7 protein-coding genes are annotated in these 14,171 nt (G+C 69.9%); 1 reads left to right on the forward strand and 6 read right to left on the reverse strand.

Going from position 1 to position 14,171, the window contains the following annotated elements:
* The first annotated feature begins 95 nt into the window (after positions 1-95).
* On the forward strand, positions 96-4,307 hold the full coding sequence (locus ACULK2_RS11155) for an nSTAND1 domain-containing NTPase (RefSeq protein WP_445967312.1): 4,212 nt from the start codon (positions 96-98) through the stop codon (positions 4,305-4,307).
* A gap of 102 nt (positions 4,308-4,409) precedes the next feature.
* Here the strand turns inward: ACULK2_RS11155 and ACULK2_RS11160 are convergent, their stop codons facing one another.
* From ACULK2_RS11160 to ACULK2_RS11185, 6 genes are all read right to left on the reverse strand, one after another.
* A complete protein-coding gene (locus ACULK2_RS11160; protein ID WP_445967313.1) occupies positions 4,410-6,275 on the reverse strand; it encodes a bifunctional metallophosphatase/5'-nucleotidase in 1,866 nt (621 codons plus the stop codon).
* A gap of 338 nt (positions 6,276-6,613) precedes the next feature.
* Complete coding sequence (ilvC, locus tag ACULK2_RS11165; protein ID WP_445967314.1) at positions 6,614-7,642, reverse strand: ketol-acid reductoisomerase; 1,029 nt, start codon at positions 7,640-7,642, stop codon at positions 6,614-6,616.
* Between the two features lie 69 nt (positions 7,643-7,711).
* Positions 7,712-8,221, reverse strand: a complete 510-nt coding sequence (ilvN, locus tag ACULK2_RS11170) for an acetolactate synthase small subunit (RefSeq protein WP_129233991.1) — start codon at positions 8,219-8,221, stop codon at positions 7,712-7,714.
* 2 nt (positions 8,222-8,223) lie between these two features.
* Positions 8,224-10,032: an acetolactate synthase large subunit gene (locus tag ACULK2_RS11175; RefSeq protein ID WP_501044918.1), complete on the reverse strand. Its 1,809-nt coding sequence runs from the start codon at positions 10,030-10,032 to the stop codon at positions 8,224-8,226.
* Between the two features lie 46 nt (positions 10,033-10,078).
* Positions 10,079-11,773: a dihydroxy-acid dehydratase gene (gene ilvD / locus ACULK2_RS11180; RefSeq protein WP_445967315.1), complete on the reverse strand. Its 1,695-nt coding sequence runs from the start codon at positions 11,771-11,773 to the stop codon at positions 10,079-10,081.
* A gap of 107 nt (positions 11,774-11,880) precedes the next feature.
* Positions 11,881-14,055: a bifunctional alpha,alpha-trehalose-phosphate synthase (UDP-forming)/trehalose-phosphatase gene (locus tag ACULK2_RS11185; protein WP_445967590.1), complete on the reverse strand. Its 2,175-nt coding sequence runs from the start codon at positions 14,053-14,055 to the stop codon at positions 11,881-11,883.
* Positions 14,056-14,171: the final 116 nt, after the last annotated feature.

Raw genomic sequence — 14,171 nt, forward strand, 5'->3', positions numbered from 1 at the left:
ACCGGTATGGACCAGTGACGCGTCGGTATGGAACGGGTATGGCTCGCGCTCGACGTTCGTTGACACACCGAACGCCGGGGGAACACACTGCAGGTGTGGAGATCCGAGTACTCGGTGACCTCACGATCGACGGCGATCGGCTCAGCCCCAAGGAGCGTTCGCTGCTCGCCGTCCTCGTCCTCCGAGCCGGGAATGTCGTCTCGCCGTCCGAACTCGCGGATGCGGTGTGGGGCGATGACCTGCCCAGCACCTGGCGCAAGCAGTTGCAGGCGTTCGTGGGGCACGTCCGTCGGGCGCTCGGCTCCGCGGCGATCGGCACGACGCGAGCAGGCTACCGCCTCCATGTCGCCGGCGACGCCATCGACGCCGTCCGATTCGAAGGGCTCCTCGACGCGGCGGCGGGGCATCGCACGAACGGCGATCCCTCGCGTGCCGTCGACCTGATCGAGCGCGCGCTCGCCCTCTGGAACGGCAGGCCCTACTCGGACCTCGGCGAATGGCCGCCGGCAGTCATCGAGGCGGATCGACTCGAGGAGATCCGGGTGATCGCCGAAGAGGACCTGCTGATGGCGCGCCTCGAGAGCGGCGAGCACCGGGCCGTCGTCCCGGATGCCGAGCGTCGCGTGCGGACCGATCCGCTCCGCGAGCGCGGCTGGGCGATCCTCGCGACCGCACTGTACAGGTCCGGTCGGCAGGCGGACGCCCTCGCGGCCCTGCGCGCCGCGCGCGCACGACTGGCCGACGAACTGGGGATCTCCCCCGGCGTGGAACTCACCTCCTTGGAGAACGCGATCCTCAATCAGGATGCCGCGCTGGACGTACCGTCGGCCGCTCCGACCGCCGACGCCGCCTGTCCGTACCGCGGGCTCCAGGCGTTCGGCACCAAGGATGCCGACGAGTTCTTCGGCCGAGACGCCGACGTGAGGGCCGTCCTCGTGCGCCTCGCCGGTTCCGCGTTCCTGGCGATCTCAGGGGCTTCCGGCAGCGGCAAGTCCTCGCTGCTGCTCGCCGGGATCGTGCCCGCGCTTCGTGCGCGCGGGGATCAGGTCGTGGTCCTCGGCACGGGGGCCGCCCCGATCGACCGGATCCGTGAGGCGCTCGTGGAGCGCGAGGGAACCGTCGTCGCCATCGACCAGTTCGAGGAGCTCTTCCATTCCGGGCTGCCGGAATCGCACGTCGAGGCGGTGGGCTCGGCGATCGCCGCGGCCGTCGCCGCCGGCCGACGGGTCATCGTCGCCGTCCGAGCCGACTTCCTCAGCGCCTGCGCCGCTGCGCACGGCATCGGGCCGCTCTTCGCGGAGGGGGTGTACCTCGTGGGGCCGTTGACGCCGGAAGGTCTGCGCAGCGCCATCGAGGAACCGGCCGCGCTCGCGGGTCTTCGCCTGGAACCCGGCTTGGTGGAACTCATCCTCCGAGACGCGGCCGGGGCGCCTGGCGTGCTGCCGCACGTCTCGCATGCGCTCGTCGAGACGTGGGCGCGTCGGGAGGGATCGACGCTCACGGTCTCGGGGTACGAGGATTCGGGTGGGATCTCGGGCGCGATCGCCAAGTCCGCCGATCACCTCTACCTGTCACTCGATCCTGAGGCCCGGGCCACCTGTCGATCCACGTTCCTCCGCCTCGTCGTGATCGGTGCGGATGGTGCTCCGATGCGTCGGCGGATCCCGATCCGACCGATGCGCTCGGACCTCGCGCATGATCGGGTCCTCACCAGCCTCGCCCGCGCGCGACTGGTGAGCACCGAGGAGGATTCGCTCGTCGTCGCGCACGAGTCGCTCGCCACGGCGTGGCCGCGACTCCGCGGCTGGTTGGAGGACGACGCAGAAGGCGTGCGCACGATGCAGGCACTCGCGACGGCCGCCGAATCGTGGGAGGCGGACGGACGCCCCGACGAAGACCTGTACCGCGGAGCCCGGCTCGGCAACGCCCTCATGTGGCGGGACTCGGCCTCCCCCGAACTCACGCCCGCCGAATCCGCGTTCCTCGATGCCTCCGCAGTTCGGGAGCGGGCTGCGGTGGAGGAGATCGAGCACCGCGCAGAGCACGACCGGCGTCAGAATCGTCGTCTCCGCGTGGCGCTCGGGGGCTCCGTGGCGCTGTTCGCCGTCGCGGTGACCGCCGGCGGGTTCGTGGCAGCCGGGTCGGCGGAGACTGCCGAGCAGCGGCGCACCGCGCAGGTCGAGGCCCTCACGAGCACGGCACGATCTCTCCAGGCGACCGACCGAGATGTCGCGGCGCTCCTGGCCGTGGAAGCCCATCGACGGTGGCCCGACGACGCTCGTGCGAACTCCGCCCTCATGGGCGCGATGACGAGTTCCCACGGTCTGCTCGCGACGACGCATCTCGACGACCTCGACCGCATGTCGGGCGCGCACATTCCGGGCACGCGGCGCGCCGTCGCGATGACCCCGGACTGGGCGGCGGTGTACGACATCGACTCCGGCAGGCGGTTGTACGACGTCGACCTGCCCAACGTGGCGCGGGACTTCGACACCCGATTCGGTCCGACGGTCAGCGGAAACGGGGCCCGGGCCGCCTACGCGGAGCGGATCTTCGATGAGGACGACACGCAGGTGGCGATACATCTGTCCACCGCCGACCTCTCGACCGGCTCGCTGATCCGGCCGACGATCGCACTGGACTTCCCACTCAGTTCCATCGCCATAAACCATGAGGGCGACCTGATCGCAGCGATCGACGAGAACGGCAGCCTGCGGGTCATCGATGCGAACACCGGCTCGATCCGAGAGGTCGCCGGGACACCCGTCCATGACGCGCAGGAAAGCACCGATCGAGCCGGCGCGGTGCGATTCACACCCAGCGGATCGCTGGTGTACGGCACCGTCGAGGGCCCGCTGTATCTGGTGGACCCGGACGCAGCCGCCGTCGTCGCCACAGTGCCCATGCCACCGGACTCGACGAACGTCGCCATGGCCGTCGTGTCCGACACCCGCATCATCACCACCGGAGACCGGTGGATCTCCTCCGTCGACCTCACCGCGGCTCGGATCGACTGGTCGCAGCAGTTGGTGACGACGACCGACGATCCGTGCCCGTGGGTGACTGCATCCGTCGGACTCCGGACCGTGTACTGCGGTGACCTGTTCGGTCACATCGAGGAGCGAAGCCTCGACACCGGAGCGCCGACCGAGCGTTCGTTCGACCCACAGCTCGGGTTCGTCGGCACGATGTCGGTCGTGGAGGATCGTCGCGAGCTCGTGGTCATCGGCCGGACCGCGGCGATCACGCGGTGGAAGCTTGACGGTTCCGGGGCCGTCACGCGGGTCATCGCGCCCGGTTGGGCGATCCGCGATCGGTACTCACGCACCGGCTCGAGCCTGCTCGTCGCACGCCGAACCGACGGCCTGGAGTGGTGGGGGGACTATCGCGAGTTCGCCGTGCTCGACACACGCACGGAGGAGCTGCTCTTCCGCGTTCCCACGCCTTCGTTCGGCGTCATGTGGGCGGGCGAATCGATCCTACTCGGCGACTTCGGCGGCGAGGGCCCGCACCGAACCGGCTACCTCGACATCCGGACCGGGGAGCGCTACTCGGGTGATCCACTCCCCGAGGACCTCGAGAGCGTCTGGATGAACGCCCCGGGCGACCGGCTGTACGTCGGCAGGCCAGGAGGGGAGATCTGGACGATCGATTCCGCAACGGGCCGCCGCACCGAACCGACGATGCAGACCGGCGGCGAGTATCCGGTCCTGATCACGACGAATCCCGATGGCACCCGCGTACTCGTGACGAGCTGGAACGACGAGTACATACCCAGCTCGGTCCTTCTCGATGCGGAGACGGGCGAGCGGATTCGGGCCGGTCTGGTGAGAATCGGATTGACGGCGATGACCGCGCGGGACGAGATCGTCGGCACGATCCGCTACCAATCCATCGTCCGCCACGATGCCGGCACGTTCGCCAAGATCGGCGCTCTCCCGGGCTCGACGGGCGGCCTCGACGCCGTGAACGTCAGCGCTGATGGCCGCCTCCTGAGCGCGTACTCCCTGGACAACACCGTCACCCTCTACGACCTCGTGGGCGGCGTTCAGCTCGGCGGTCCCATCCCCGTGTCCGGAGAATGGAACTACCCCCTCGGCGGCGTGTACTCGGGAGTGATTCGCGCCGATGGGACGGAACTCGCGGTGAACGTCCCGGCCGGGATCGCACTGTGGGACCTGCGCCCGTCATCACACGCGGATGCCGCGTGCAGGATGGCTGGTCGCGACCTCACCGAGGATGAATGGCTCACCTACCTCGCCGATCTCGGGCCGTACCGCTCGACCTGTGGATTCGGCGAGCGCTGACCTGCACGTCGGCGACGCCGACACGGTGAAGCGGGCAGAATCGCGACGACGTCGGGGCCGGCCGAAGCCGACTCCGCCGCGCGGATGCGCGCCGGAAGTCGATCAGAACACGGGCGTCCCGTTCCTGACGAGGCGCCAGTTCTCGACGTGGAAGTCGGCCGGGTCGATGACCCCCGAGTCCGAGGCGTACGAGACGATGGCCTCGCGGATGGCGACCTGCGCGTTGTAGACCACCGGCGCCGTCGCGATGTGCGGGAAGCCGCCGCCGCCCGACTGGCGGTAGTTGTTCACCGCGACGAGGAACTGCTGGTCGGGCGTCACCGGCGCACCCGCGTACGTGACGTTCGTGATCCGCGAACCCACCGGCTGCGAGATGTCGACGTCGTAGTCGATCCCCGAGAACTGGTCGTAGTTGTAGTCGGGCGTGCCGAGATTGTTCGTCCACGATGCGGGGGCGACCGGCGCGGCCGGGTCGACCTCGGCGAAGTACTTCGCCGAGTACTCGAGGTAGTCGATGATCTGCGAGCCGGTGAGCACGGAGGCAAGCAGGGTGTTGTCGTAGATGTACAGCCCCGCGACATCCTTGATCGTCACCTGGCCCGCCGGGAAGGTCGCCCCCCGGTTGAACGGCGCCGCGATCGACACGATCGGCAGGGACGCCTCGGGCGAGCCCGCCACGGCCGCGGCCACGGTCGCGGTCTGCACCGCGTTCACGTAGTCGAGGATCGGGGTGTCCTTCCAGCAGGCCTCGGCCGCCGAGAGCGCCTCGGTGGACGTCGCGACCGGCGTGTTGACGTACGTCACGACCGCGTCGTGCTGGGCCCGGATGACCGAGACGAGCGCCGGGTCGTCGACGACGGTGTTCGTGTTCACCGTGAGCGCCGCGGCGTCGGCGACGCTCCACCTGCCGCGCGCGAACTCGAGCTCGAGGTCGAAGACGCTGACCCGCTGGCCCCAGTTCTTCGGCTCGCTCATGATCACGCGACGGCCGGTCGCGGCGTTCGTGACGAACCGCTCCGGGACGTCGCGATGCGCGTGCCCGAACAGGATGACGTCGACGTCGGGCACCTGCTCGGCGACGAGTGCGGCGGCGTTCTCGACGGGCAGGTCGTCGCCGTACGACGAGGTGCCGCTGTCGCCCGAGTGGGCGCTGACGACCACGATGTCGGCGCCCGCCTGCTTCATCACCGGCACCCAGCGCGCGGCCACCTCGACGAGGCCCTGGACCTCGATCCTGCCGCTCACGTTCGCCTTGTCCCAGATGACGACGCCGGGGTTGGTGAGGCCGAGGACCCCGACGCGGACCGGCGGGCGGCCCTTCACCTTCATGGTCTTGATCGTGTACGGCGTGAAGGCGGGCACCCTGGTTCCTGCGTGCACCGCGTTCGCGGCGAGCACGTCGGCGTCCATCTGGCCGATCCAGTGGTCGAGGAACTCGAGGCCGTAGTTGAACTCGTGGTTGCCGAGCGCGACGGCGTCGTACCCGATCGCGTTCATCTGGGCGGCGATCGGGTGCACGGCGCCCGACTCGGTCACCGGGTCGACGAGCGCGTAGTAGAAGCCGAGCGGCGAGCCCTGGATGGTGTCGCCCGCATCGAAGAGGAGCGTGTGCTCGCGACCGCGATCGGCGCGGACCTGGTTCACCACGCTCGAGACCCGCGCGAGGCCGATGGCGTTGCCGGCGCTGTCGCTGTAGGTCGCGTCCTTGTAGTAGTCCCAGTTGACGGCGTTGCTGTGCAGGTCGGACGTGCCCATGATCGTGATCTTCACGTTGCCGTCGCGAGGTGCGGCCTGTGCGGCGGCGGGCCAGCCGGCAGCGGCCAGCACGCTCGCGGCGGACGCGCCGATCAGCACGTGGCGTCGGCTGAGACCGGATGCCGCGGGCGCGACCTCCTCGTCGGGGACGGCGCAGGAGCACCAGCGCGGGGCGGGTTCGGGGTGAGGGTGAGGGTCCGTGTGTCGGGTCATGGGATCAGATGGGATCACAGCGTGATCCGCCGTGACAAGGGGCGTGGACCGATTTGCTCATGTGCGCACAGCGCAGACGAGGAACGGCCTGCTCGGGCATCCCGAGCAGGCCGTTCCAGGTCTCGATACGGCGCTGGCGCGCCTACTCGACCAGCGGAGGTAGGTCTCAGCGAGCGACCTCGCCGTCGCCCTGCGCCGAAGGCGCCATCGGCACAGCGTCGCCGACCACGACGACGCGCGAGGACGCGAGCGTCAGCGGGCGACCTCGCCGTCACCCTGCGCCGAAGGCGCCACCGGCACAGCGTCGCCGACTACGACGACGCGCGCGGACGCGAGCGTCAGCGAGCGACCTCGCCGTCGACGTAGTCGTCCTCGCTGACCTGGGTCCAGGCGAAGAGCTTGCGCAGCTCGCGGCCGGTGGTCTCGATCGGGTGCCCCTCGCCCTTGGCGCGGAGCTCGAGGAACTCCTTGGCGCCGTTGTCCTGGTCGTCGATGAAGCGCTTGGCGAACGCGCCCGACTGGATGTCGGCGAGCACGGCCTGCATGTTCTCCTTGACGTGCGGGTCGATGACGCGGGGGCCCGAGACGTAGTCGCCGTACTCGGCGGTGTCGGAGACCGACCAGCGCTGCTTGGAGATGCCGCCCTCCCACATGAGGTCGACGATGAGCTTGAGCTCGTGGAGCACCTCGAAGTAGGCGATCTCGGGCTGGTAGCCGGCTTCGGTGAGGGTCTCGAAGCCGTACTGGACGAGCTGCGAGACGCCGCCGCAGAGCACGGCCTGCTCGCCGAACAGGTCGGTCTCGGTCTCTTCCGTGAAGGTCGTCTTGATGACGCCGGCGCGGGTGCCGCCGATGGCCTTGGCGTACGACTTCGCGAGGTCCCACGCGGTGCCCGAGGCGTCCTGCTCGACCGCGATGATGTCGGGGATGCCGCGGCCGGCGACGAACTCGCGGCGCACCGTGTGGCCGGGCGCCTTCGGCGCGACGAGGATCACGTCGACACCCTCGGGCGCCTGGATGTAGCCGAAGCGCACGTTGAAGCCGTGGCCGAAGACGAGGGTGTCGCCTTCCTTCAGGTTGTCCTTCACCGAGTCGGCGTAGATGTGGCGCTGGAACTGGTCGGGAGCGAGGATGACGACGACGTCGGCCCACGCCGAGGCGTCCGCGACGCTCTTGACCTCGAAGCCGGCCTCCTCGGCCTTCTGGGTCGACTTCGACCCCTCCTTGAGGCCGATGACGACCTCGACGCCCGAGTCGCGGAGGTTCTGCGCGTGCGCGTGGCCCTGCGAGCCGTAGCCGATGACGGCGACCTTCTTGCCCTGGATGAGCGAGAGGTCGGCGTCCTTGTCGTAGTAGATCTCAGCCATTGCTGTTCTTTCTCCTTGGGTGGGGTTCAGGTGACGGATGCCTCGGCGCGACGCCGCGGCATCCGCTGGTCAGTTCTTGAAGACGCGTTCGGTGATCGACTTGCCGCCGCGACCGATGGCGAGGAGCCCGGACTGGGCGATCTCCTTGATGCCGTAGGGCTCGAGGACCTTCAGCAGTGCGGTGGTCTTGCCTGAATCGCCGGTGACCTCGATCACGAGCGCGTCGGTCGACACGTCGACCACGCGGGCGCGGAAGAGGTTGACCGCCTCGAGCACCTGCGAGCGCGTCGTGTTGTCGACGCGCACCTTGATGAGCAGGTGCTCGCGCTGCACCGACTGCGCCGGGTCGAGCTCGACGATCTTGATCACGTTCACGAGCTTGTTGAGCTGCTTCGTGACCTGCTCGAGCGGAAGGTCCTCCACGTCGACGACGACCGTGATGCGCGAGAGGCCGTCGATCTCGGAATGGCCCACCGCGAGCGACTCGATGTTGAAGCCGCGCCGGGCGAACAGGCCCGCGACGCGGGTCAGCAGGCCGGGCTTGTCCTCGACGAGGAGGGAGAGCACGTGGGTCGACATGTTCAGTCCTCCTGGCTGAAGGCCGGCGAGTGGTCGCGGGCGTACTGGATGTAGGAGTTGGAGACGCCCTGCGGGACCATCGGCCACACCATGGCGTCGGCGGAGACGACGAAGTCGATCACGACCGGGCGGTCGTTGGTCTCGAGCGCGAGCTTGATCGCCGCGTCGACCTCCTCCTCCTTCGTCACGCGGATGCCGAGCGCGCCGTAGGCCTCGGCCATCTTCACGAAGTCGGGCACCCGCACGGTGTCGTGGCCCGTGTTCAGGTCGGTGTTGGAGTACCGGCCGTCGTAGAACAGGGTCTGCCACTGGCGGACCATGCCGAGCGAGGAGTTGTTGATCACGGCGACCTTGATCGGGATGTCGTTCAGGGTGCATGTCGCGAGCTCCTGGTTCGTCATCTGGAAGCAGCCGTCGCCGTCGATCGCCCACACGGTGCGGTTCGGCTCGGCGACCTTGGCGCCCATGGCCGCGGGGACCGCGTAGCCCATGGTGCCGGCGCCGCCGGAGTTCAGCCACGAGTTCGGACGCTCGTACTTGATGAACTGCGCCGCCCACATCTGGTGCTGGCCGACACCTGCGGCGTAGACGCCTTCGGGCCCGGTCAGCTCGCCGATGCGCTGGATCACGTACTGCGGCGCGAGCAACCCGTCTGAGGTCGGCGAGAACCCGAGCGGGAACTCCGACCGCAGGCCGTCCAGCGTCGCCCACCACTCCTCGATGTCGGGCGCACCGGCCTTCGTGACCTCGCGGTACGCGGAGAGCAGGTCGACGAGGACCTCCTTCGCGTCGCCCACGATCGGCACGTCGGCCGCACGGATCTTGCCGATCTCGGCCGGGTCGATGTCGACGTGCACGACCTTGGCGTCGGGCGCGAACAGCGCGGCCTTGCCGGTCACGCGATCGTCGAAGCGGGCGCCGAGCGCGATGAGCAGGTCGGACTCCTGCAGCGCGAGCACCGCGGGCACGGTGCCGTGCATGCCGGGCATGCCGAGGTGCTGCGGATGCGAGTCGGGGAACGCGCCGCGCGCCATGAGCGTCGTCACGACGGGTGCCCTGGTCGCCTCGGCGAGGGCCTTCAGCTCGTCGGATGCGCCGGCGCGGATGATGCCGCCGCCGACGTAGAGCACGGGTCGCTTGGCCTCGGCGATGAGCTGGGCGGCGGCGAGCACCTGCTTGCCGTGCGCCTTCGTGATCGGCCGGTAGCCGGGCAGGTCCATCTTCGGCGGCCACGAGAACGCGAAGGTCGCCTGCTGCGCGTCCTTCGTGATGTCGACGAGCACCGGGCCGGGGCGGCCCGTCGAGGCGATGTGCGCCGCGGCGGCGATCGTCGCGGGGATCTCCTCGGGGCGCTTGACCAGGAAGGAGTGCTTCGTGATCGGCATCGTGATGCCGACGATGTCGGCCTCCTGGAACGCGTCGGTGCCCATGAGGTTCGAGAACACCTGGCCGGTGATCGCGAGCAGCGGCACCGAGTCCATGTGCGCGTCGGCGATGGCGGTGACGAGGTTCGTCGCGCCCGGCCCCGAGGTCGCGATGGCGACGCCGAGCTTGCCGGTCGACGACGCGTACCCCTCGGCGGCGTGGCCGGCGCCCTGCTCGTGACGGACCAGGATGTGCCGCAGGCGGCGGCTGTCGAGCAGCGGGTCGTAGACGGGCAGGATCGCACCGCCGGGCAGGCCGAACACGTCGGTGATGCCGATGAGCTCGAGCGATCGCACGACCGCCTCGGCTCCGGTGAGCATCTCGGGCCCGTTCTGGGACTGCGACAGGGTGGCGGGCGATGGCACGGGATTGGCTTCCGTGGACATTCGATTCCTGTTCATGGTGCTGGTGGGTTCGGGACAGGCGAGAGCCTCAGCCCGTGGTCGCGCCTTCGGCTGCGGAGCGCACGAGCTTGGAGTACTTCGCGAGGACGCCTCGGGTGTAGCGCGGGGGAAGCGGAGCCCAGCCGTCGCGGCGGGCTGCCAGCTCGGATTCGTCGACCAGTAGGTCGATGGAACGAGCCGCGATATCGACCCGAATCAGATCACCATCGCGCACGAAGGCGATCGGACCTGCGTCCACCGCCTCGGGTGCCAGATGGCCGATGCACAGGCCGGTTGTGCCGCCTGAGAATCGACCGTCCGTCAAGAGTAGTACATCTTTTCCGAGGCCAGCGCCCTTGATGGCCGCGGTGATCGCGAGCATCTCGCGCATGCCGGGACCACCCTTGGGGCCCTCGTAGCGGATCACGACCACGTCGCCGTGCCTGATCTCGCCGGCGGTCAGCGCGTCCATCGCGGCGCGCTCGCGCTCGAACACCCGCGCGGGGCCCTCGAACGTCGCCGCGTCGAAGCCCGCGGTCTTGACGACCGCGCCCTCGGGCGCGAGCGAGCCGTGCAGGATCGTGAGGCCGCCCGTCTCGTGGATCGGGTTGTCGAGCGTGCGGAGCACCTCGCCGTCGAGCGGCGCGATGTCCATCTCGGCGAGGTTCTCGGCGAGCGTCCTGCCGGTGACCGTGAGCGCATCGCCGTGCATGAGTCCGGCGTCGAGCAGCGCCTTCATGAGCACGGGCAGGCCGCCGCGGCGGTCGACGTCGTTCATGACGTACTTGCCGAAGGGCTTGAGGTCGCCGATGTGCGGCACCTTCGAGCCGATGCGGTTGAAGTCGTCGAGCGTGAGCTCGACCTCGGCCTCGCGCGCGATGGCGAGCAGGTGCAGCACGATGTTCGTCGACCCGCCGAGCGCCATGCCGACGGCGATGGCGTTCTCGAAGGCCTCCTTGGTGAGGATCTGACGCGCCGTGATGCCCTGCTTCAGCAGGTTCACCACGGCCTCGCCCGAGCGGTGCGCGTAGTAGTCGCGACGACGGTCCGCCGAGGCGGGCGATGCCGAGCCCGGCAGCGAGAGGCCGAGCGCCTCCGCGACGGAGGCCATGGTGTTCGCGGTGTACATGCCGCCGCAGGCACCCTCGCCGGGTGCGAACGCGCACTCGATGCGCTTGGCGTCGGCCTCGCTCATCTTGCCCGCCTTGACCGCGCCGACGGCCTCGAACGAGTCGATGATCGTGATGTCCTTCTCGGTGCCGTCGGACAGGCGCACCCAGCCGGGCGCGATCGAGCCCGCGTAGAGGAACACCGACGCGAGGTCGAGCCGGGCTGCCGCCATCAGCATGCCCGGGATCGACTTGTCGCAGCCCGCGAGGAGCACCGAGCCGTCGAGCCGCTCGGCCTGCATGACGACCTCGACCGAGTCGGCGATGACCTCGCGTGAGACGAGCGAGAAGTGCATGCCCTCGTGACCCATCGAGATGCCGTCGGAGACCGAGACGGTGCCGAACTGCAGGGGGTAGCCGCCGCCGCCGTGCACGCCCTCCTTCGCGGCCTGCGCGAGGCGCCCGAGCGACAGGTTGCAGGGCGTGATCTCGTTCCACGACGACGCGATGCCGATCTGCGGCTTGTCCCAGTCGGCGTCGCCCATCCCGACCGCGCGGAGCATCCCCCGGCTGGTGGTGGCCTCGATGCCATCCGTGACGACGCGACTGCGGGGCTTGGGATCGATCTCCGACATGGGTCGAGTCTACGGGCCGACGGAGACCGTTTTCGTCGCGCGTCCGGCGCTCACCGCGGCATCCCTCACCGCCGCTCGAGGGCGGGGCGGATGTCGCGACGCGACCTTCAGCGCGCGGCGTCGCGAGCGTCGGCGATGAGCTCGAGGAGCTGGGCGACGTCGTCGGGGCCCTTGAGCCGGTGCGCGGCGAGGGACTTGCCCTGGCCCACCTTCACGCCGACGTCCTCGCCCTCCAGCACGGCGAAGGCGTCCTCGTCGGTCACGTCGTCGCCGACGTAGAGCACCGCGTCGGCGCCGGCGTGCTGGCGCAGCCGCAGCAGCGCCTCGCCCTTGTCGCTGGCGCGCACCGCGAACTCGAGGACGTTCTTCCCGCTGCGGGTCGCGAGTCCCGGAAGCGCCTCCTCGACCCGTTCACGTGCGCTGCGCTGCAGGGCCGCTCCGGCACCGGCGCCGAGCTTGCGGGTGTGCAGCGCGATGCCCGCGGGCTTGCGCTCGACCCATGCGCCGTCGGCGGCGGACGCCGCCTGCTCGACGATCTCGATGAGCTGCTCGAGCCGCGTGAGCTCGCCCTCGCGCAGGTCGATCGTCACCTCGCCCGCGCTGTCGAGCTGCAGCTCGACCCCGTGCGACCCGCTGAGCAGGGCGGCCACCGGCGGCGACGCGACCTCCTTGAGGCTGTCGAGCGCGCGCCCGGAGACCAGCGCGACGCGCGTGTCCTCGTGCTCCGACATCCGCTCGATCGCGGTGCGCGCACGCTCGGTCGAGCGGGCGTCCTCGGGACGATCGACGATCGGCGCGAGGGTGCCGTCGAAGTCGAGTGCGACGAGCAGGCGCGGCACCTCGGCGAGTCGGGCGACCGCCGCGCGCAGCGCGTCGGGGACTCCCGGCTCGATCGTGCCGACCCCGGTCAGGGTCTCGAGGAAGGTCGCGGACCAGTTCGCGACGTCGTTCTCCTTGACGCGCTTGCGGAGCACGCGCATGCGCCGGGCGCGCTCGCGCTTGGGCATCTGCGTGGCCTCGACCATCGCGTCCTTCAGGCCCTCGATGTCGTGCGGGTTCACGAGGATCGCCTGGCGGAGTTCGTCGGAGGCGCCGGTGAACTCGCTGAGCAGCAGTACGCCGTCGTCGTCGTAGCGGCTCGCGACGTACTCCTTCGCGACCAGGTTCATGCCGTCGCGGAGCGCGGTGACCAGCATGACGTCGGCGGCGAGGTAGAGGGCGGCCATCTCCTGCCGCGGGTACCCGTGGTGGAGGTACGTGATCGCGGGGTGCCCCAGGGTGGAGTGGTCGCCGTTCAGCCGGCCCACGGCGAGCTCGATCTCGTCGCGCAGCTGGCGATACGTCTCGACGCGCTCGCGCGAGGGGCTCGCGACCTGCACGAGCGTCGCCTGCTCGACCGTGAGCCGACCGTCGCGGAGCAGCTCGCCGAACGCCTTGATGCGGTGGCGGATGCCCTTGGTGTAGTCGAGCCGGTCGACGCCGAGCATCACGATGTCGGGGTCGCCGAGGCTGCGGCGGATGGCGCGGGCGCGCTCCTGCACCGCCGGATCGCGGGCGAGCTCCTCGAAGGCCGCCGCGTCGATCGAGATCGGGAAGTGGCGCGCCACGACGTGGCGGACCGTGCCGTCGACAGCGGGCACGTCGACCACGGTGCCGCGGGTCTTGTAGCCGAACAGCCGCCGGACCGCCCGGGTGAAGTTGCCGGCATCCGCCGCCCGCTGGAAGCCGATCACGTCGGCGCCGAGCAGCCCCTCGATGACCTGGCGCCGCCAGGGCAGCTGGGAGTAGATGCCGTACGCGGGGAACGGGATGTGGTTGAAGAAGCCGATGACGAGGTCGGGCCGGGCCTCCCGCAGCATGCGCGGCACGAGCTGCAGCTGGTAGTCCTGCACCCAGACGACGGCGCCCTCGGCTGCGGCCGCGGCCGCAGCCTCGGCGAAGCGTCGGTTGACGGCGACGTACGCCTCCCACCACTCCCGGTGGAAGCTGGGCGGCGCGATGACGTCGTGGTACAGCGGCCACAGCGTGTCGTTCGAGAAGCCCTCGTAGTACTCCTCGATCTCGCCGGCCGAGAGCGGCACGGGCACGATCGAGATGCCGTCGTGCTCGAACGGCGCGAACTCGCGATCGGCGACGCCGGCCCATCCGACCCAGGCGCCGTCGTTCGCCCGCATGACCGGCTCCAGGGCCGTGACGAGGCCTCCCGGCGACGCCTTCCACTTCGTGTCGGCACCCTCGCCGCCGACGTAGTCGACGGGCAGACGGTTGCTGACCACGACCATGTCGTAGATCGGCTGGACCTCGGGTTCGGTCTCGGAGTCGATGGCGGGCTTCACGTCGTCGGATCCTCCTGGCGGCTCGGGGATCAGGCTAACAGTCGAAGGTCCCCACCCGATCC

This window comes from Agromyces molybdatiresistens (assembly GCF_052748445.2).